Origin of the sequence: Streptomyces sp. MUM 203J (assembly GCF_022414595.1) — a bacterium.
In the GTDB taxonomy this organism is placed as follows: Bacteria; Actinomycetota; Actinomycetes; order Streptomycetales; family Streptomycetaceae; genus Streptomyces.
The window spans coordinates 12,001-31,509 of sequence record NZ_JADWYO010000027.1 but is presented as its reverse complement, the minus strand read 5'-3'; the positions used below and the strand labels follow the sequence as shown (position 1 = coordinate 31,509).

Annotated in this window: 21 protein-coding genes; 11 read left to right on the top strand and 10 right to left on the bottom strand. The window is 72.2% G+C overall.

The window, feature by feature from the left end:
- Positions 1-21: 21 nt before the first annotated feature.
- The 5 genes from I3F58_RS15900 to I3F58_RS15880 all read right to left on the bottom strand — a co-directional run bounded on the left by I3F58_RS15900 (position 22) and on the right by I3F58_RS15880 (position 4,344).
- Positions 22-750 (bottom strand): ABC transporter ATP-binding protein, encoded by a 729-nt coding sequence (locus I3F58_RS15900; protein WP_240109262.1) that lies wholly within the window; start codon positions 748-750, stop codon positions 22-24.
- 47 nt (positions 751-797) lie between these two features.
- Positions 798-1,238: a universal stress protein gene (locus tag I3F58_RS15895; RefSeq protein ID WP_240109261.1), complete on the bottom strand. Its 441-nt coding sequence runs from the start codon at positions 1,236-1,238 to the stop codon at positions 798-800.
- 142 nt (positions 1,239-1,380) lie between these two features.
- A complete protein-coding gene (locus I3F58_RS15890) occupies positions 1,381-1,731 on the bottom strand; it encodes a carboxymuconolactone decarboxylase family protein (protein WP_240109260.1) in 351 nt (116 codons plus the stop codon).
- Between the two features lie 1,037 nt (positions 1,732-2,768).
- A complete protein-coding gene (locus I3F58_RS15885; RefSeq protein WP_240109259.1) occupies positions 2,769-3,878 on the bottom strand; it encodes an SPFH domain-containing protein in 1,110 nt (369 codons plus the stop codon).
- A 28-nt stretch (positions 3,879-3,906) separates the two neighbouring features.
- On the bottom strand, positions 3,907-4,344 hold the full coding sequence (locus I3F58_RS15880) for an NfeD family protein (RefSeq protein WP_240109258.1): 438 nt from the start codon (positions 4,342-4,344) through the stop codon (positions 3,907-3,909).
- A gap of 446 nt (positions 4,345-4,790) precedes the next feature.
- Here I3F58_RS15880 and I3F58_RS15875 point away from each other — a divergent pair, with 446 nt between their 5' ends.
- The 9 genes from I3F58_RS15875 (at position 4,791) to I3F58_RS15840 (ending at position 11,504) form a co-directional block, all read left to right on the top strand.
- Positions 4,791-5,660 (top strand): DUF4996 domain-containing protein, encoded by an 870-nt coding sequence (locus I3F58_RS15875; protein WP_240109257.1) that lies wholly within the window; start codon positions 4,791-4,793, stop codon positions 5,658-5,660.
- The gene (locus tag I3F58_RS15870; protein WP_240109256.1) at positions 5,657-6,040 is read left to right on the top strand and encodes a DUF3037 domain-containing protein; all 384 of its coding nucleotides are present in this window, start codon (positions 5,657-5,659) and stop codon (positions 6,038-6,040) included. Before I3F58_RS15875 ends, I3F58_RS15870 begins: the two co-directional genes overlap by 4 nt.
- Positions 6,041-6,252: 212 nt before the next feature.
- Entirely contained in the window at positions 6,253-7,014 is a 762-nt protein-coding gene (gene fabG / locus I3F58_RS15865; protein ID WP_240109255.1) for a 3-oxoacyl-ACP reductase FabG, read from the top strand.
- Positions 7,015-7,040: 26 nt separating this feature from the next.
- A complete protein-coding gene (locus I3F58_RS15860) occupies positions 7,041-7,808 on the top strand; it encodes an SDR family oxidoreductase (RefSeq protein ID WP_240109254.1) in 768 nt (255 codons plus the stop codon).
- Between the two features lie 119 nt (positions 7,809-7,927).
- Positions 7,928-9,508, top strand: coding sequence for an ABC transporter substrate-binding protein (locus tag I3F58_RS15855; protein WP_240109253.1), 1,581 nt, complete (start codon positions 7,928-7,930; stop codon positions 9,506-9,508).
- 111 nt (positions 9,509-9,619) lie between these two features.
- Complete coding sequence (ung, locus tag I3F58_RS15850) at positions 9,620-10,303, top strand: uracil-DNA glycosylase (RefSeq protein WP_240109252.1); 684 nt, start codon at positions 9,620-9,622, stop codon at positions 10,301-10,303.
- A gap of 233 nt (positions 10,304-10,536) precedes the next feature.
- Entirely contained in the window at positions 10,537-10,722 is a 186-nt protein-coding gene (locus I3F58_RS29810) for a S26 family signal peptidase (protein ID WP_374207982.1), read from the top strand.
- A complete protein-coding gene (locus I3F58_RS15845) occupies positions 10,719-11,012 on the top strand; it encodes a S26 family signal peptidase (RefSeq protein ID WP_240109251.1) in 294 nt (97 codons plus the stop codon). The genes I3F58_RS29810 and I3F58_RS15845 overlap by 4 nt, the downstream gene beginning before the upstream one ends.
- A 54-nt stretch (positions 11,013-11,066) precedes the next feature.
- On the top strand, positions 11,067-11,504 hold the full coding sequence (locus I3F58_RS15840; protein ID WP_240109294.1) for a hypothetical protein: 438 nt from the start codon (positions 11,067-11,069) through the stop codon (positions 11,502-11,504).
- Positions 11,505-12,201: 697 nt separating this feature from the next.
- Here I3F58_RS15840 and I3F58_RS15835 read toward each other — a convergent pair.
- Complete coding sequence (locus I3F58_RS15835) at positions 12,202-12,720, bottom strand: DinB family protein (protein ID WP_240109250.1); 519 nt, start codon at positions 12,718-12,720, stop codon at positions 12,202-12,204.
- Positions 12,721-12,805: 85 nt separating this feature from the next.
- On the opposite strand from I3F58_RS15835, the gene I3F58_RS15830 reads away from it, so the two are divergent.
- The gene (locus I3F58_RS15830) at positions 12,806-13,717 is read left to right on the top strand and encodes a Gfo/Idh/MocA family protein (RefSeq protein WP_240109249.1); all 912 of its coding nucleotides are present in this window, start codon (positions 12,806-12,808) and stop codon (positions 13,715-13,717) included.
- Here I3F58_RS15830 and lnt read toward each other — a convergent pair.
- From lnt to I3F58_RS15810, 4 genes are all read right to left on the bottom strand, one after another.
- Complete coding sequence (gene lnt / locus I3F58_RS15825; RefSeq protein ID WP_240109248.1) at positions 13,635-15,389, bottom strand: apolipoprotein N-acyltransferase; 1,755 nt, start codon at positions 15,387-15,389, stop codon at positions 13,635-13,637. The two genes, I3F58_RS15830 and lnt, sit on opposite strands and share 83 nt — an antisense overlap.
- Entirely contained in the window at positions 15,364-15,897 is a 534-nt protein-coding gene (locus tag I3F58_RS15820; RefSeq protein ID WP_240109247.1) for a nuclear transport factor 2 family protein, read from the bottom strand. The genes lnt and I3F58_RS15820 overlap by 26 nt, the downstream gene beginning before the upstream one ends.
- A 368-nt stretch (positions 15,898-16,265) precedes the next feature.
- Positions 16,266-17,141 (bottom strand): undecaprenyl-diphosphate phosphatase, encoded by an 876-nt coding sequence (locus I3F58_RS15815; RefSeq protein WP_240109246.1) that lies wholly within the window; start codon positions 17,139-17,141, stop codon positions 16,266-16,268.
- An 81-nt stretch (positions 17,142-17,222) separates the two neighbouring features.
- Positions 17,223-17,939, bottom strand: a complete 717-nt coding sequence (locus tag I3F58_RS15810; protein ID WP_240109245.1) for a TVP38/TMEM64 family protein — start codon at positions 17,937-17,939, stop codon at positions 17,223-17,225.
- A gap of 372 nt (positions 17,940-18,311) precedes the next feature.
- On the opposite strand from I3F58_RS15810, the gene I3F58_RS15805 reads away from it, so the two are divergent.
- The gene (locus I3F58_RS15805) at positions 18,312-19,484 is read left to right on the top strand and encodes an elongation factor Tu (RefSeq protein ID WP_240109244.1); all 1,173 of its coding nucleotides are present in this window, start codon (positions 18,312-18,314) and stop codon (positions 19,482-19,484) included.
- Positions 19,485-19,509 lie beyond the last annotated feature (25 nt).

Below are 19,509 nucleotides of genomic sequence, written 5' to 3'. Positions count from 1 at the left end.
GACGCCCCGTCCTCCCGCTGGTCACCAGCTGACCTGGTCGGCGTCCACGGGCGCCGGCCGGCGCTCGACCGACTGCACGCGTCCGTCGCGCATCGTCACGACCTGGTGCGCCATCGCCGCCACGGCGGCGTTGTGGGTCACCATCAGCACCCCGAGGCCGGCTTCCCGGTTGGCGTCCTGCAGCAGCCGCAGGATCGTCCGCCCGGTGGCCATGTCGAGGGCGCCGGTCGGTTCGTCGGCGAGCAGCAGGTCGGGGTCGGTGACGAGCGAGCGGGCCAGCGCCACCCGCTGCTGCTCACCGCCGGACAGCTGGGCGGGGAACGCGTCCGACCGGTCGGCGAGCCCGACCGCAGCCAGCAGTTCCACGGCCCGCCGCCGGTCGCCCCGGCGGGTCAGCTCGGCGACGACCTCGATGTTCTCCCTGGCGGTCAGCGTCGGGATCAGGTTGAAGAACTGGAAGACGAAGCCGACGTGCTCCCGCCGGAATCCGGAGAGCGAGCCCGGAGGCCGTCCGGTCAGCTCCTTCCCGGCCACCCGGATCCGTCCCCGGTCGGCCGCCTCGATGCCTCCGACCACGTTGAGCAGCGTCGTCTTTCCCGAACCGCTCGGGCCGAGCACCACCACCACCTCCCCGGGCCCGATGTCCAGGTCCACGTCGCGCAGGGCGTGCACGGCGGCCTCACCGCTCGCATAGGACTTGCTCACCCCGCGCAGCAGCACACCGCCACGCGCCCCCGCCGCCACTGCCATACAGCCTCCCGCTCCGCCGGTCCCCTCGGCCTGCCCCGATGCCCAGGTCAGCGACGGTCGGACCGTACGACGAGGACCGGACAGTCCGCATGGTGCACGCAGCGCCCGCTGACCGATCCGAGGAGCGTCCCGGTGAAGGCGCGGCGCCGGTGGCCGCCCACCACCGGCGGGCCGGCGTCCCGGGACGCCTCGGCCGGCACGGCCGCCGGGTGCCCCTCGACGACCCGCGGGTCCACCGGCACCTCCGCATGCTTCCCGAGGACTCCCTCGATCGTCCGGCCCGGGCTCTGCCGGGTCTGCTCGGTCAAGTCGACGTCGGAGCAGTCCACTGGCATCCCGTGGGCCGGCGGAAGCCGCCGCACCTGCACGGGACGCGGCCCGGAACCGGTCAGCGCCGCCCGGCGGGCCGCCGAGCGCAGTGCGGGCCTGCCGGACTCCGGTCCGTCCACCCCCACCACGATCAGCCGTTCGGTCTCCGGCCGTCCCATGTCGCTCCTCCCTGGCCCGGAACCGCCGCAGGTACGGCGCCCGGGGAGGGGCGCGGCGGTGGCGGTCCGGTCGTCCCGCGGGTGGGCACCATGATGTCCGGCACAGTCCCGCGAACCCGGCCGACGCGCGCGGCGGAACGGGTCACCGGCTCGCTTCCGAACGGAACTCCCGGAACGCGGCGAAGGCGCGCGGGCCGTAGACCGTGCCCGGGCCGCCGTTCATGAGGATCGCGACGCCGAGGGCCTCGGCTACCTGTTCCTCGCTCGCGCCCTGCCGGGCGGCCCCGTGGGCGTGGGCCGCGATACAGCCGTCGCACTCCCTGCTCACCGCGATGGCCAGCGCGATGAGCTCCTTGGTCATGGCGTCCAGGGCGCCGGGGGCGAGCGCGGCGTCGTGCAGCTGTTTGTAGCCCTCGTACACCCGCGGGAGGGCACGTCGCAGTTCACGACCGGGCCCCCGCAGCTCTTCCCGGACCTGCTCCCCGTAGCTCATGCCCGTCTCCTCCCGGTGCCGTGCCTGGCGTCGTCCTGTCCCGTGCCCGGAAGGCCCCGACTGAGACCAGCGGGCTGCCGTCGCCGAGAGGCGGGTCGGGGTGCGCCGTACGCCGCTCCCGTCGAGCGGGACGCATGCCCACGCTCTCGCACGCCGACACCCGCAGAACACAGCCGCCGCAGGACACGCAGGAGAGCGGGCGGTCTGGTGGTCGACCGGGCCGAACTCCGACGAGAGACCTCCAGCGCGAGGGTCCGCGGAAAGCGAGAGCCGCTCCGCCACCGGGTTCCTTCCGCGCTGCCATCGTCCCGCGCCCCGACCCGGGCGCGGTGGGGCCGAACGGTCCCGGCCGCGGGCCGGTAGGGCCCCGCACGTCACTTCCTTCGGCACCGCAGCCCTGTGCGCGCCGAGTCGGTCCGGTGGCCCGAGGCGCCACGGGAGCGGTGCGACGCGTGGCCGACGGGTGGGGCACCGCGGGTCCGCGAAGGCACCCGAGAGCGGAACAGGACCGCCGTCGTGGTCGGTCCGGGCTGCGGACTCCGCCGGGGCGAGGTCTTCGGGCTCAGTCCGGAGGACATCGACGAGGAACGCGGCTTGTCTCACGTTCGGCGCCAGGTGCAGGCGACTCACGGAGGGCTGTGCATCGCCCTGCCGAAGGGAAGAAGACCCGCACGGTGCATCTGCCCCCTCGGCGGCCGGGGAATCGAAGGCGTCACAACGAGGCGTCCCGCCGGTGGAGGTGGAGGAAGGAATTCTCCCCGCTGCTCACCACGCGCTTCGGCAACGACGTCGCGGTAACACAAGGAACACCTGCGCCGGGAAGCCGTTCCCGGCCGAGGCCGGCGATTCCCGCCACGCGCCGAGGGGCCGGAGCCTGGCGGTGGGCGGCGGCCCCGGAGGACGGTTTGCGGCGGGCCGTGATCTCACGGGAACCATTCCATCGGGAGCGTGGCCGAGGACACGCAGCGTCCCTTTCTGTGAGGGCAAGGAAGAAGTGGATCCGCGCGCTTCGCCGGTGCCGTGGACGCCGTGGATGCTCAGCCGCCGGAGGTCTGTCCCCGGCCCGGCGCCTGGGACGCCCTCGCGGCCTCGGCCTCGGCCTTCGCGTCGCTCACCACCTCGGCGGCCTGCTTCGCGACCTCGTCGGCGGCCGCGGCAGCGTCGAGCGACGGCGGCAAGCCCGTCTCCAGCTCCGGAGCTCCGGCTTCGTCCGTCGCGCTGCCGGTGTCGCGGGTGGTCTCGCCCTCCGGTTGCGTGGCCGCGGGAAGACCCGTCGTCGACTGATCGCCGAATGCGTGGGTGACGGCGCGGACGGCCTCGGTCAGCTCACCCGGGATCACCCAGAACGTGTTGTTGTCGCTCTTCGCGAGATGCGGGAGCGTTTCGAGGTACTTGTAGGCGAGGATCTTGGGGTCGGCATTGTTACGGTGAACGGCTTGGAAGACGCGCTCCACCGCCTTCGCCTCGCCGTCCGCCCGCAGGATCATGGCCTGCTGCGTGCCCTGTGCTTCCAGGATGTCCTTCTGCTTCGTGCCCTCAGCGGTGAGGATCTTGGCCTGCCGCTCCCCTTCGGCGTGCAGAATGGCTGCGCGCTTGTCGCGCTCGGCCCGCATCTGCTTCTCCATCGCCTCTTTGATGGTGTTCGGGGGATCGATTTCCTTGATCTCGACGCGGTTGACCCGGATGCCCCACCTGCCGGTGGCGTCGTCGAGGACGGCCCGGAGGCGGGCGTTGATCTCCTCGCGTGAGGTGAGCGTCTCCTCCAGGTCCATCGAACCGATGACGTTCCGCAGCGTGGTCACAGTGAGCTGATCGATCGCCTGCAAGTAGTCAGCGACCTCGTAGGCGGCCGCCCGCGGGTCGGTGATCTGGTAGTAGAGCACGGTGTCGATGTTCACCACGAGGTTGTCCTCGGTGATCACCGGCTTTGGGGCTGACGAATACACCTGCTCGCGCACGTCGAGCTTGGTGTTGACACGGTCCGCCACCGGCACGACGAAGTTCAGGCCGGGTTGCAGCGTCCGCCGGTACCGGCCGAACCGCTCGATGTTGTAGCGGCGCGCCTGTGGGACGATCCGCACGGTGGCGGCCACGAGGAAGACGACAACGATCGCCGCCACGAGAATCGGGATGACAACCGGATCCACGGTTCCTCCCTCGGTATGGCTCAGCCGTTCACTGAAGGAGCTCGCGAGGGTAGACGACCGCGGTCGCGCCCTCGATCTCCATGATGTCCACCAGCGCTCCCACGGGGATTACCTGACCTTCGTCGAAGGCCCGAGCGGACCAGTCCTCACCGGAGACCCTGATCAGACCGCTGCTGGCGGTCACTTCCTGCGTGACCTCGGCCCGCTTGCCGATCAGCGCGTCGCTTCCCTCGCGGGTGAGGGGAGCCTGTGTCATGTGCCGCAACGCGACACGGCGGACGATGACAAGGCCCGCTGCCGCTGCCACCCCGAGCGCCACGAGCTGGCCGAGAAGGCCGACTCCCAGGCCGGCGACCACGGCGGCGACCAGAGCGGCACCGGCCAGCAACCCGAGTACCAGCGTCAGGGTGAAGAACTCCGCGACACCGAGCGCCGCGGCGGCGAGCAGCCATACGAACCACGGCATCGAATCAGCCTCCCTCAGAGGCCCTGTACATGGCATACCCGGGTGGGACTGGACAGAACCTGCGTGCCCGCGCCGGTCGGCCACGGGCCACCGTGCCGAGCCCCGGCAGTGGGCGGCGTCGGCCGTCGGAAATCGATCCGCGTCCTCGTCTCCGACGCTGTTCCGCACGCCCTTCTCGACAGCCGGAGAGCCCGTGGTGCCCCTGGCCCGGTGGCTCGGACACTCCTCGCCGGCGATCACCCTCGGTTACTATGCTCACTTCATGCCGGAAGCCGGCAGCAAGGGGCGCGGCACCGTCGACGGTCTGCCGGGGGAGCGGGGAGACCGCCCCGTCGGCCGAAACTCCCCAGATTCTTCCCAGCCCCGTTGACCGGTGATTCCTGCCTCCACGCCCCGGAGAAATCGTCCGTGAATTATGAGGCTGAAGAGATAGGTGGCCTGGGAAAGTGTTGGAAGAGGTCGTAGCGACCCGCTATGTCACGCCTTTGCGTGAGGGCGGGTCGCTCCCCGGGATCGTCGAGGCCGACGATCTCGGTACGTACGTCATGAAGTTCACCGGCGCCGGACAGGGGCGCAAGACGCTGGTCGCCGAGGTGGTCTGCGGGCAGCTCGGCCGCCGCCTCGGGCTGCGGGTCCCGGAGCTGGTCACCATCCAGCTCGACCCTGTCATCGGCCTGGGCGAGCCCGACCAGGAGGTCCAGGAGCTGCTCAAGGCGAGCGGCGGGCTCAACCTCGGCATGGACTACCTGCCCGGATCGATCGGCTTCGACCCGCTCGCGTACGCGGTGGACCCGCTCGCCGCCGGGCGGGTCGTGTGGTTCGACGCGCTGATCAACAACGTCGACCGGTCCTGGCGCAACCCCAACATGCTGGTCTGGCACGGTGAGCCCTGGCTGATCGACCACGGCGCCACGATGATCTGGCAGCACAACTGGCCCGGCGCCCCGGCGTCCGCCGCCAGGCCCTATGACGCCTCCGACCACGTCCTGGCGACCTTCGGGCCGGACGTCGCCGCCGCGGCGGCGGAGCTGGCGCCTCTGGTCACCGAGGAGCTGCTGACCGAGGTGGCCTCCGACGTGCCCGACGCGTGGCTGGCGGACGAACCCGGCTTCGACTCGCCCGACGCGGTGCGCCAGGCCTATGTGGCGGCCCTGCTGCCGCGTGCGGTCAGCATCCACGAGCGGATCACGATCGGTGAGCGCACCGGCGACAGGCCCTCCCAGGCACCTGGCTGGCTGACCGAGCGGGCGACGCCCTGGCCCCATCCCACGAAGAGCGAGAAGAGCACCGAGAGCGCGGAGGAAGACGGCGAGTGAGCGAGCGGGACGTCTTCGAGTACGCGCTGCTGCGCGTCGTACCGCGGGTCGAGCGCGGCGAGTGCTTCAACGCGGGCGTGGTGGTCTACTGCCGCGCCCGGTCCTTCGTGGCCGCGCGTACCCACCTGGACGAGAACAAGCTGCTGGCGCTGGACCCGGAAGCCGACGTCACAGGCGTGCGGGCGGCGCTTCGTGCCGTCGAGGGCGTCTGCCGGGGCGGCGAGGACGCCGGGCAGGCGGCGCGGGAGGAAGCGGGCCGGCGGTTCCGCTGGCTGATCGCGCCCCGCTCGACGGTCGTCCAGCCGGGGCCGGTGCACACCGGGCTGACCCTGGACCCCGAGGCCGAGGTGGAACGGCTGCTGCACCTCCTCGTGCGCTGACGCCCGGCACCCGCGTGGGGAGGGCCGGCGCGCCGGGACCCCGGCGGGCCCAAGCCCCCGGCGGCGTGATCCGGCACCCGGGCGACAGGCCGTTGACACCGGGTGCCAGGGCTTCTAGCGTCTCGTCCTGCTGAAGGTACTAAGCGGTCGCTCACCGCCTCGTGAGGGCGTGACCGGGCGGCTCCAGGGACTCAAGGGCGAGGAGAACCAGCATGTCCACCACCCAGCAGCGCGTCGCCGTGGTGACCGGGGCGGCGCGCGGCATCGGCGCCGCCACCGCCGTACGGCTCGCGGCCGAGGGGCGCGCCGTCGCCGTGCTCGACCTGGACGAGGCCGCCTGCAAGGACACCGTCGACACCATCACGGCCGCCGGGGGCACCGCCCTCGCGGTCGGCTGCGACGTCTCGGACGCCGCCCGGGTGGAGGCCGCCGTGGCCCGTGTCGCCACCGAACTCGGCGCCCCGGTCATCCTCGTCAACAACGCCGGGGTCCTGCGCGACAACCTGCTCTTCAAGATGAGCGAGGCCGACTGGGACACCGTGATGAACGTGCACCTCAAGGGCGCGTTCCTGATGTCCCAGGCCTGCCAGAAGCACATGGTCGACGCCGGGTTCGGCCGGATCGTCTGCCTCTCCTCGTCCTCCGCGCTCGGCAACCGCGGTCAGGCCAACTACTCCGCCGTCAAGGCCGGCCTCCAGGGCTTCACCAAGACCCTGGCCAAGGAGCTCGGCAAGTTCGGGATCACCGCCAACGCCGTCGCGCCCGGCTTCATCGCCACCGACATGACCGCCCAGACCGCCGCGCGCGTGGGCATGGGCTTCGATGACTTCAAGGCCGCGGCGGCCACCCAGATCCCGGTCCAGCGGGTCGGCACGCCCGACGACGTCGCCAATGCCATCGCCTTCTTCGCCGGCGAAGACGCGGGCTTCGTGTCCGGTCAGGTCCTGTACGTGGCCGGCGGACCGCTCGACTGACCCCGGCAACGAGAAAGGAGCGGAACATGACCGCACAGCAGCCGGCCGAGCCCTCCGGGAAGGTCGCCCTCGTCACGGGCGCCAGCCGTGGCATCGGATACGGGATCGCGCAGGCGCTCGTCGCGCGAGGCGACCGGGTGTGCATCACCGGACGCGGCGAGGAGGCCCTCAAGGAGGCCGTGGAGCGGCTCGGCGCCGACCGGGTCGTGCACATCGCGGGCAAGGCGCACGACGAGGCCCACCAGGCCGCTGCCGTCGAGCGCGCCATGGAGTCCTTCGGCCGCATCGACTACCTGATCAACAACGCCGGTACGAACCCGGTGTTCGGGCCGATGGCGGACCTCGACCTGAACGTGGCGCGGAAGGTCTTCGAGACCAACGTCGTCTCTGCGCTCGGCTTCGCCCAGCAGACCTGGAAGGCGTGGCAGAAGGACCACGGCGGGGCCATCGTCAACATCGCGTCGATCGCCGGACTCTCCGCCTCGCCCTTCGTCGGCGCCTACGGGATGAGCAAGGCGGCGATGATCAATCTGACCCAGCAGCTCGCCCATGAATTCGCGCCTATTGTCCGCGTCAATGGCATTGCTCCCGGCGTCGTGAAGACGAAATTCGCTCAGGCGCTGTACGAGGGGCGGGAAGCGGAGGCCTCCGCTGCCTATCCGCTCGGCAGGCTGGGTGTGCCCTCGGATATCGGAGGTGCCGCCGCATTCCTCACATCCGACCAATCGAACTGGATCACCGGCCAGACGCTGGTGATCGATGGGGGAATTTTCCTCAATGCCGGAGTCGGCTGAGGTGGATAATGCCTGATTAGCCGAGATATGCCTCAAGTGCCCCGTCGGTCCCTCACATTGACCTGGCGGGGCGCTGCGGTATGGTCTGCCGACCATGGCTGAACGAGGAGCGTGTGCACGTGTTCAACCGGACCAGCCTGCAGGCAACTGCTGCAGCCCTTGCGTCCATATCCCTCCTGTCGGGATGCGGTCTCTTCAGTGATGACGAGGCAGATACGGAGAGCAAGATCGTCGTGGGGACGACCAGCTCCCCGACCACTCTCGACCCCGCTGCCGCCTGGGACAGCTCCTGGGAGCTGTACCGGAACGTCTTCCAGACGCTGCTGAGCTTCCCCACAGGAAGCACGACGCCCCAGTCGGACGCGGCGGACTGCAAGTTCACGGACACGGCGAGCAAGGTCTACCAGTGCGACCTCCGCGAGGGGCTGCAGTTCTCCAACGGCAGCAAGCTCGACGCAGCGGCGGTGAAGCACTCCATCGAGCGGATCCGCACCATCGACGCCGACAGCGGCCCGAACGGCCTGCTCGGCTCGCTCGACGAGATCGAGACCAAGGGCGATCGGACCGTGGTCTTCCGCCTGAGCGTGTCGGACGCCACGTTCCCGTTCGTGCTGGCCACCCCCGCCATGTCGATCGTGGAGCCCGCCTCGTACCCGGCGGACAGGCTCCGCGAGGACGGCAAGGTCGTCGGCTCGGGCCCGTACCAGCTGGAGAGCTACACGGAGGGTGTCGAGGCCGGACTGGTCAAGAACCCCACCTACAAGGGGTACGCCGACCGCAAGAACACCGCGGTCACCATCAAGTACTTCGCTGAGTCCGAGGCCATGGTCACGGCGCTCAAGAAGAAGGAGATCGACGCGACCTACATCGGTCTCACCGCCGAGCTGATCGCGGAACTGGGCGAGAGGAAGGCCGAGAACGAGGGGATCCACCTCCTCGAGGCCTCCGGCTCCACCATCCAGTACCTGGTCTTCAACGCCAAGGACGAGACCACCGGCAAGTCCTCCGTCCGCAGGGCGGTCGCGCAGACCATCGACAGGGAGGCCCTGGTAGCCAAGGTCTACCGCGGCACCGCCGAACCGCTGTACTCGATGATCCCCAAGGGAATCGCGGGTCACACGACCAGGTTCTTCGACCACTTCGGCGACCCGGACGTCGACAAGGCCCGCGACATCCTCGAGGAGGATGGCATCACCGAGCCGGTGAAGCTGAACATCGGCTACACCACCGACCGGTACGGCTCCTCCACCGCCGCCGCGTTCGCGGAGATCAAGCGGCAGCTCGAGGCCTCCGGGCTCTTCGAGGTGGCACTGGAGGGCAAGCCCTGGAAGGAGTTCCAGGCCAACTACCAGTCGGGCAAGTACCAGGTCTTCGGGCGCGGCTGGTTCCCCGACTTCCCGGACCCGGACAACTTCATCGCGCCCTTCGTGGGCAAGGACAACGTGCACGCGGCGCCGTACGAACTGCCTGAGATCACGGATACGCTGCTGCCGGAGTCGCGCCGCAAGAGCGACCGAGCCGCGGTGACCGCCCAGTTCAGCAAGGCGCAGGACATCCTGGTCGAGGATGCGCGGCTGCTGCCCCTCACACAGGGGCGTCTGCACATCGCGACCAGGGAGGACATCGGCGGCGGCGAGCGTAGCCTGGACCCGCAGACGATCATGCTTGTCTGGGAGCTGAACCGGCGGACCAGCTGGTAGAAGGGCGGGGATCCTGCCCCGGGTGGCGGTGTGGTCTCCGCGAGGGCGCCTGTCAGTGGCCGCAGGTAGGTTCTGTGGTGCACAAGCGATCCCACACCGGAGGTTGTTGACGTGACCGACACCGCCATGCTGCCCGAGTCCTGGCGCGGCGTCCTCGGCGACGAGCTGCACAAGCCGTACTTCAAGCTGCTCACCGAGTTCGTGGCGGAGGAGCGGGCCAACGGGCCGGTCTACCCGCCGCAGGACCAGGTGTTCGCCGCACTGGAGGCCACGCCGTTCGACAAGGTCAAGGTCCTCGTGCTGGGCCAGGACCCCTACCACGGTGAGGGCCAGGGGCACGGGCTGTGCTTCTCCGTGCGGCCGGGCGTCAGGACCCCGCCGTCCCTGCGGAACATCTACAAGGAGATGCAGCAGGAGCTGGGCCACCCCGTCCCGGACAACGGCTATCTGATGCCGTGGGCCGAGCAGGGCGTCCTCCTGCTCAACGCCGTGCTCACCGTCCGCGCCGGTGAGCCCAACTCCCACAAGGGCAAGGGCTGGGAGACCTTCACGGACGCGGTGATCAACGCCGTGGCGCAGCGGACCGACCCGGCCGTCTTCGTGCTGTGGGGCGCCTACGCGCAGAAGAAGCTGCGGCTGATCGACGAGACGCGGCATGTCGTGGTCAAGGGTGCGCACCCGTCGCCGCTGTCGGCGAAGAAGTTCTTCGGCTCCCGGCCGTTCACGCAGATCGACAAGGCGATCGCGGACCAGGGGCATGAGCCGATCGACTGGCGCATCCCGGACCTGGGCTGACGCCCGTCACGGGGGAGAGGGCCGCGGAGGGGCGGGAGGGGCGGGACGAGACAGGGGCGGGATCTGCGGATCGCAGGCCGGCCCCTGATGCCACCGGCCCGGTGGCCGTGGCGGCGTCCCTCCCGGCGCTCGTTGGCGGCGGACACCCGACCGGCTGACCGAGTGGGGCGCGATGCGGCCGACCTGTCGGCACGGTCGGCGGACCTTCCCTCGATCCGGTCGGGCCCGAGCCGATACGGCGCGGGGACGTCGTCCTGTTCCGCGCTCCCGGCCGGTACGGGGGCACACCCGTGCTCCATCGTGTCGTGGGCTTCGGCGGCGGCCGTGTGACCTGCCGCGACGCAGGCACACCGATGCCCGACGGGGCACCGCTCCCGGAACCGTACGTCGAGGGCGTCACGCTGCCGGGGGCGGCGTGACGCCCTTCGACGTGCCGGTGCCCGAGGGGCGGCTGTTCCCGTTCGGGGACCACAGCGCCGACGCCGACGACGCGTGCTTCTTCCTGGACCGCGGGCAGAGCGGAACCGTGCCGCGGTCGGCGGTGGAGGCCCGCGCGCCGGGGACGCCCGCCCGTCCGGTGCCCTTCGGCCTCGCCCCGCTCGCGGGCGGGCTCACGTCCCTGGCGGGTGGGGGCGCGCTCGCTGCATCGCTGAAGGGGCGCCCCCGGCCCGGGGCGGTTAGCGTCGTCGGAGAAGCGGAGGGGCTGTAGCGGCTGGGAGGCCATGTGACGGAGCAGCGGCAGAGCGCGTCCGACGACGCAGTCATGACCGGCATCGGCCAGGCGACGATGCTCCTCCACGCAGGCGACCGTGAGGAGGCCCGCAACCGCTTCCATGCGCTGTGGGCGCGGATCGGGGAGGACGGGGACCCGCTGCACCGGTGCACGCTCGCCCACTACATGGCCGACGCCCAGGACGACCCGGACGCCGAACTCGCCTGGGACCTGCGGGCGCTGAACGCGGCGCGGGCTTCGGGCGACGCGCGGCCCGCCGCCCGTGACGCGGCGGCGGCGCTGCGCGCGCTGTACCCGTCGCTGCACCTCAACCTGGCGGCGGACTATCTGAAGCTCGGGCGGCCCGATGACGCGCGTGTCCATCTGCGGTGGGCACGCGGGGCGGCGGGGGCGCTCGGCGACGACGGGTACGGCGCCGGGGTGCGGGCCTCCATGGAACGACTGGGGCGGCTGCTGGGCGGGGAGTGACAGGGGAGGGACGGGGTGCTCCGACGGTTGCTCCCCCGGCACGCCCCTTCCGGAATCGGGTGCTCCCCCCGGCTCCCGCTCCTCGAACACAGCCGGCCGGTCTCCCGTGCACGGCTCCGCACCCCTAGCGGCCCGCGGCGGCGCGGCAGGCGCGGGACTCCCGGCTGCCGGGGCGCCACGCACCGTACTGCTCGGACAGGGCGCACACGTCGGGGACGGTCACGGGAGCTGTGAAAAGAGGTGCGGTGGGGGTGCGGCGTGGGCGCGGCTCTCGCTCGGGCGGCCTCGCGTGGCGGGTCGGGGGAGGGTTCGCCTGCACCGGCCGGCCGAGCCGGGGAGGGACCCCACCGCCCGGAGTGCGCGCGGGCGGCGCTGCCGGACCGGTGCTCTCCAGGGCCTCGCGCGGTGGTGGCTCGGTGATCGTCCGCTCACGTGGCGGCTCGGTGACCGGCTGTTCCGGCGGCGGGGGCGCCGCGGGTCCCGTGGTGGCCGGAGCCGGGTGATTCCGGGGTACCGACACGCATCCGGCGACGGCCGCCGCGGTCACCGCGAGAGCCATGACGGCCACGGCTCGGGAGCGGGTCAAGCCGGTAGAGCGGGGCAGGGGTGTGGCTGATCCTCGCACCCGCTCACTCTGGAGGGCACTCGGGTGCCCTGCACCCGCTACCGGGGGTTACGGCACGCATGGGTGACCGGATCAGTCACCGGTTGCCCCGTCGATCCGCTCGCGCAGGAAGTCGGCGTGGCCGTTGTGACGCGCGTACTCCTCGATCATGTGGAGGTAGATCCAGCGCAGGTTGTACCGCTTTCCGCTCCGGGGGTGCCGTCCGAGCGACACCTCGTCGAGGGACACCCGCTCGGCGGCCAGTCCACGGGCCCGGACGATCTCCTCCTGCCAGGTCGCGTACGCCTCCTCCCACGTGTCGCCCTCGCCCGGGTGGAAGTCGCCGTCCTCGTCCTCGTCCGTGTAGTAGAGCGGCCCGGCGTCCTCGTCGGACAGGATCCTGCGGAACCAGTGGCGCTCCACCTCCGCCATGTGCCGTACCAGGCCGAGCAGCGACAGTTCGGACGGCGGGACCGTCGCCTCCCTCAGCTGCTTCTCGTCCAGGTCCCGGCACTTGACCGCGAGGGTCTCCCGGTGGAACTCCAACCACTCCTCCAGGCCGTCGCGTTCGCCTGCCAGGGTGTCGGGTACGGTGCGCTTCTCAGTCGCCATGGTCGGCATCCTCCCCCTGCCACCCGGTCTCACGCGACCGGATATCGCCCCCGTATGCTGCACGCACCACAGGAGAGGAGTCCCCGTGAAGGTGGCCTGCATCGGGCTCGGTGACATCGCACAGAAGGCGTACCTGCCGGTCCTGGCCCTCCAGCCGGGTGTCGAACTGCACCTCCAGACCCGTACCCCGGCCACCCTCGCCCGGGTCGGGGACGCCCACCACGTGCCCGCCGCCCGACGCCACACCGACCTGGACGGGCTGCTCGCGGCACGGCCGGACGCCGCCTTCGTCCACGCGCCCACAGGGGTCCACCCCGAGATCGTGGCGCGGCTCCTGGAGGCCGGGGTCCCCACCTACGTCGACAAGCCCCTCGCGTACGAACTCGCGGACTCCCAGCGCCTCGTGGAGCTGGCCGAGCGGCACGGCACCGGCCTGGCCGTCGGCTTCAACCGGCGCTACGCCCCCGCGTACGCGCAGTGCGCCGACCACCCGCGTGATCTGATCCTCATGCAGAAGAACCGCGTCGGCCTCCCCGAGGAGCCGCGCGCTCTCGTCCTCGACGACTTCATCCACGTCGTCGACACCCTGCGCTTCCTGCTGCCGGGACCGGTCGAGCACACCGACGTGCGTGCCCGGGTGGAGGACGGACTGTTGCACCATGTGGTGCTCCAGCTGTCCGGGGAGGGCTTCACCGCCCTCGGTGTCATGAACCGGATGAGCGGGTCCACCGAGGAGATCCTCGAAGTGTCCGGCCAGGACACCAAGCGGCAGGTCGTCAACCTCGCGGAGGTCGTCGACCACAAGGGCCAGCCCACTGTCCGGCGGCGCGGTGACTGGGTGCCGGTGGCCCGCCAGCGCGGCATCGAGCAGGCCGTGCTGGCCTTCCTGGACGCCGTACGGGCCGGGCGGACGCTCAGCGCCCGTGACGCCCTGCGGACCCATGAGCTGTGCGAGCGCGTCGTACGGGAGTGCCTGGAGCAGGCGGGCGGCGCCTGAGACGCGGCCCGCCGGTGAGCGCCCGCACCCCGCTCAGGGCCGCCGCGCCCGCCAGCAGCGCCAGCGCCGCCCACACGGGCCAGTCCCCGAGCCGTACGTACACCGTCTCGGCGGTCGCGAGCGGCACCTCGTACACCTCCGCCGCGCTGCGGTCCGTGCCGAGCGGCACACCGATCCGCGCTCCGTCCGGGCCGTAGACAGCGCTCACGCCGGTCAGGGTCGCGTGGACGAAGGGACGGCCCGACTCCGCCGCCCGCAGCGCCGCCAGCGACGCGTGCTGCTCCGGGGCCCAGCTCTGCTGGAACGTCGACGTCGCGGACTGGGCGACCAGCACCTGGGCGCCGTCCCGCACCAGGCGGCGGCTCATGTCCGGGAACGCCGTCTCGAAGCAGACCAGTGGGCCGAGGCGCGCGTCCGCCGCGGTCTCCGTGCCGGTGGTCATCACGACCTGCCGTGCGCCGCGCCGCCGGTCCTCCTCGGCGGCCTCGCCCACCGACGTGGCCCAGCCCAGCAGGGAGCGGGCCGGAACGTACTCCCCGAACGGCACCAGGCGCATCTTGTCGTACCGCTCCCCGGTCGGGCCGTCCGGGCCCACCAGGATGCTGCTCTTGTAGATGCCCGGCTGGTCCGCGCGGCGCGCGTCGACGTTGACCAGGATCTCCGCGCCGACCTCACGGGACAGCGCCGCCAGCCGGGCCGTGAGGTCCGGCCGGGCCGTCAGATCCGCGCCGACACTGCTCTCGCCCCACACCACCAGGTCCACGTCCCGCCCGGCCAGCGACCGGGTCAGCTCCTCGCCCCGGGTGAACCGCAGCTCGGCGCCTTCCGGACCGCCGAGCACCCCGGGCTGCACCACCGCGACCCGCAGCCGGCCCGTCGGCTCGGGCGGAGGAGCCCAGAGCCACACCGCGCCCACGCCCGCGGCGCCCGCCGCCAGCGCGGCCACCGCGACGGCGACCGGCCGCACGGTACCGGGCGGAGCGGACGGCCCGGGTGCCGCGCCCACGCCACGCGACGCCCCGGCGCCGGGTGCCGCCACGGTTCCTGCCACTGCCCCCGCCCCGGCCTCCTCCACCGCCCTACGCCGCCACGGGCCCGCCGTCAGGAGCAGCACCAGCGCCACGTTCACCCCCACCACCAGCAGCGTCACCAGCCACACCCCGCCCAGCGACGCCACCCGCAGCGCCGGGGCGACCTGCCACTGGCTCGCGCCCAGCAGCCCCCACGGCCCGCCCAGCCCCTCCCAGGACCGCACGAGCTCCACCGTCAGCCAGCCCGACGGCACCAGCGCCAGCGCGGCCACCGCCCGGGGCGCGGACGGCACTCCCTCAAGCAGCCGGTGCACCAGCCAGCCCCACGGCGCCCACAGCAGCCCCAGCAGTGCCGCGAGCACCACCGTGAACACGTGCAGGTTCGGGAACAGCCAGTGGTGCACGGCCAGCATGAACCCCAGCCCGCCGAGCCAGCCGTCGAGCGCCGCGCGCCGAGGCCGGGGGGCCGTACGGACGAGCAGCATCCACGGGACGAGCGCCCCGTAGGCCAGCCACCACAGCGAGGGCTCGGGGAACGTGAACGCGGGCAGGGCGCCGACGAGGACCGCGAGCAGGCCACGCCCCCAGCGGGACGACAGCATCCGCCCGCCGGTCTCAGTCCACCCGGCTCGCATCCTCATGCGCGCCTCCTCGCCCGGGAGCCGAAGGAGCCCCGGAAGCCTCGGGGCGGCCCGGTGCCGTCGCGGCCTCCGATGCGCCGGGAGCCCGGCGCCACCGCTCGTGTGCCTCCACCGAGTGCACCCGCCAGCCCTCCGGCGTGCGCCGGAGCACGAACCGGTAGCGACCACCTGAGAGGAAGCCGTCCAGCGGTATCGCGTCCACATAGTCGGCCCGCGCCTCCGCGCTGTCGGCCGGGTACCCGTCCGGTTCGTGCAGCCGCACCCGTCGGTTGACGATCAGATGCTGGCGCACCGGGAACGCCCGGAGCGTCCCGGTCAGCCAGGCCGCCGCCTCGTCGACCGGACCCGCGATGCCGCCCGCGTCCCGGCAGTCCAGGCGCCCGTCCGCCGTGAACAGCCTCCGGTACGCGGGCCAGTCCGCGTCGTCGACGGCCAAGGCGTACCCGGTGATCAACTCGTCGATGGCCAGCCGGTCCATCACGGTGGCCAGGTCCACGCGCTGCGTCATCGCTCCAGTGTCGGCCCGCCCCGTCCGACGCGCCAGGGCCCGGCGGCGTGCCGCCCGTACGGCAGGCGGCCCGTTCGCACGGGGTGTGAAGGGAACACCTGCGTACGGGCGCCCTGCACCCTCGTGCCGGGCACCCCTCTCGGGGCACCCTGATGGGTACGGCTCCGGGCGCGAGAACCCCCGGACCACACGGGCCGCCGGTCACCCCCCCCAAGCCGGCGGCCCGCCCCTCCGGCCGCTCACGCGGGTCCCGGCGGTCCCCTGCTCCCGTGGCGAACCGTCGCGCCTGGCCGAGGCTCGCAGGCACCGTGAACGGGTGCCCCTTCCCGTCCTCACCGGCAGGCACCGGAACCCGTCGGCTGCGGATGTCAGTCCGCGGAGAGGGCGCCTTCGTTCGGGTCGAGGACTCCGGCCCAGATCAGCGCCAGGAGGACCAGCCCGAGCCCTATCCGGTAGACGACGAACGGCATGAAGCTCTTGGTCGTGATGAACTTCATGAACCAGGCAATCACCGCATATCCGACGCCGAAGGCGACGGCCGTCGCGAAGATGGTCGGCGCCCACGCGACATGGCCCTCGCTCACGGCCTTCAGTTCGTACACGCCCGACGCCAGCACGGCAGGGATGGCGAGCAGGAAGGAGTAGCGGGCGGCCGACTCACGCGAGTAGTTCATGAACAGGCCGCCGCTGATCGTGGCGCCCGACCGGGAGACACCCGGAATGAGGGCCATCGCCTGGCACATGCCGAAGACCAGGCCGTCCCTGACTCCGAGGTCCGCGAGCGTCTTGCGCTCCTTCGCGGCACGGTGCCTGCCGCCCTCCTGGGCGCGGGTCGCCAGCCAGTCCGCGAAGCCCAGCACCACGCCGAGCAGGATCAGGGTCGTCGCGATCAGCCGCAGATCGCGGAACGGGCCCTCGATGTGGTCCTTGAGGGTCACCCCCAGTATGCCGATCGGGACCGAGCCGACGATCACCAGCCAGCCCAGGCGGGCGTCCTGGTCGGAGCGCATCTCCTTGTCCGTCAGGGACCGGAACCACGCGGAGAGGATGCGCCCGATGTCCTTGCGGAAGTAGATGAGGACGGCGGCCTCGGTACCGATCTGGGTGATCGCGGTGAACGCGGCGCCCGGGTCGGCCCATCCGGCGAACGCGGCGGTGAGACGCAGGTGGGCGCTGGAGGAGATCGGGAGGAACTCCGTCAGCCCCTGGACGAGTCCGAGGATGAGCGATTCGAACCAATTCATGGGGCCAGGGCCGTCCCGATATGTACGTGTGCGGTCGTTGAGGTCGGTGCAGCGTATCGCCCGCGGGTGAACGGACGGTGATCATCCGGTGTCGCGCGCGAGCCGGTGGCGCCTGCGCCAGGCGACCACCCCGGCGGCGAGCGCGCTGACGACGATGAAGGCGGTGGCGAGGAGGAACGCCGGGGACGTGGGCGAGGCGGCCTGACTGCCCGCGATCACGTACGCGGCCGTGTTCGGCACACAGCCGAGGCCGGTGCCGACCAGGAACGGCGTGTAGCCCATCCGGGAGACGGCGGCGCAGTAGTTGGCCGCCGCGAACGGCACGCCCGGGAACAGCCGGATCGCCAGCGTCGACCGGAACCCGTACCGGCTGAGCTGCCCGTCCGCCAGCTCCAGGAAGCGCCCCCGCAGCAGCGGGCGCAGCGCGTCCTGGCCCAGGACCCGCCCCAGCGTGAACGCGATGCCGGCGCCCAGGACCGTCCCGCCCACGGCGGCCCCGAGCCCGGCCTGGGTCCCGAACAGTGCTCCCGCCGCGAGGTTCAGCACCGGGCGCGGCACGAAGGCCGCCGTACACAGCCCGTAGGCCGCACCGAAGAGCACCGCCGCGCCGGTGCCGCTCACCTGAGGTGGCCAGCCGCCGTCCGCCAGCAGCCGGTGCGGCTCGTAGGCCACGACGGCCGCCGCGCCGCTCGCGAGCAGGACGGCCAGCAGGGCCAGCCGCGACCAGGGCGACAGCAGCGCCCTGGAGCGGCGGAGGGTGAGGCCGGCCTGCGACGGCCGGACGACGGGCTCGAGCATCCGGGGAGCGTAACCGACACGCGCCCGTGATCGCCGTGACGGACCACGCCCGCGGAACAGGAACCGGACGGCGCCACGGGTGGCGGGCACCGCGCGGCGGGGTCCCTCCGGAGGGCGCGGCCCACCCGAAAAACCGGTCGACGGAGCGTCACCGGTCACGGCAGCATCGACGCCATGGTCCGGTATGCCTTCCTCGCAGCGTCGTCCGCGCTCGCGGACGCGCCGAAGGCTGCCGCCGTCGTCCCGGACGGCGCCCGAAGCTGACCCTTCCCGGGACGATCGTCCGGCGGACCCCGCAGGGGGGGAGGGTCGGCAAGGCGGAGGGGTCCGGCACTTCGACACGCGTCAGTTCCGGGAAGGAACCGTCCAGCCATGTCCAAGACCCCCTACGTCCGTACCAAGCCGCATCTCAACATCGGCACCATGGGGCACGTCGGCCACGGCAAGACCACGCTCACCGCCGCCATCACCAAGGTGCTCGGTGAGCGCGGCACCGGCGCCTTCGTCCCGTTCGACCGGATCGACCGGGCGACCGAGGAGGCACGGCGCGGCACCGCCATCGACAGCGCGCAGGTCGAGTACGAGACGGACACCCGCCACTACGCGCACGTCGACATGCCCGGCCACGCCGACTACGTCACGAACATGGCCACCCGCGCGGCCCGGCTCGACGGCGCCATCCTCGTGGTCTCCGCGCCCGACGGGATCATGCCGCAGACCGCCGAGCACGTGCTGCTCGCCCGCCAGGTCGGTGTCGACCACATCGTCGTCGCCCTCAGCAAGGCCGACGCGGGCGACGACGTACTCACCGACCTCGTGGAGCTGGAGGTACGCCAGCTGCTCACCGCTCACGGCTACGGCGGCGGCACCGTCCCGGTCGTCCGGGTCTCGGGGCTCCGGGCGCTGGAGGGCGACCCGCGCTGGACCCGTGCCGTCGAGGCGCTGCTCGACGCCGTCGACACCTATGTGCCGGTGCCCGAGCGGCATGTGGACGGGCCGTTTCTGCTGGCCGTCGAGAACGTGCTCACCGTCACCGGGCGCGGCACCGTGGTCACCGGTGCCGTCGAGCGCGGCACGGTACGGACCGGGGACCGGGTCCAGGTGCTGGGCGCCGGCGCTCCGGAGACCGTCGTCACGGGTCTGGAGGCGTTCGGCAGGCCCATGGAGTCCGCCCAGGCCGGCGACAGCGTCGCCCTGCTGCTGCGCGGGGTGCCGCGCGGTGCGGTACGCCGCGGGCACGTCGTGGCCGCGCCCGGCAGCGTCGCGCCGCGGCGCCGCTTCACCGCGCGGGTGCACGTGCTGCCGGCGGCCGGGGGCGGGCGGGCTGCGCCTGTCCCGACCGGCTGCCGGCCGCAGTTCCACATCCGCACGGCCGATGTCGTCGGGGCCGTCGACCTGGGGGACGCGGCCGTCGCCCGGCCCGGGGACACGGTCACCATGACGGTCGAGCTGGGCCGTGAGGTACCGCTGGAGCCCGGTCTCGGTTTCGTGATGCGGGAGGGCGGGCGCACGGTGGGTTCGGGCACGGTGACCGAGGTGCGGTAGCCGCGGCCGAGGCTGGGAGAATGGG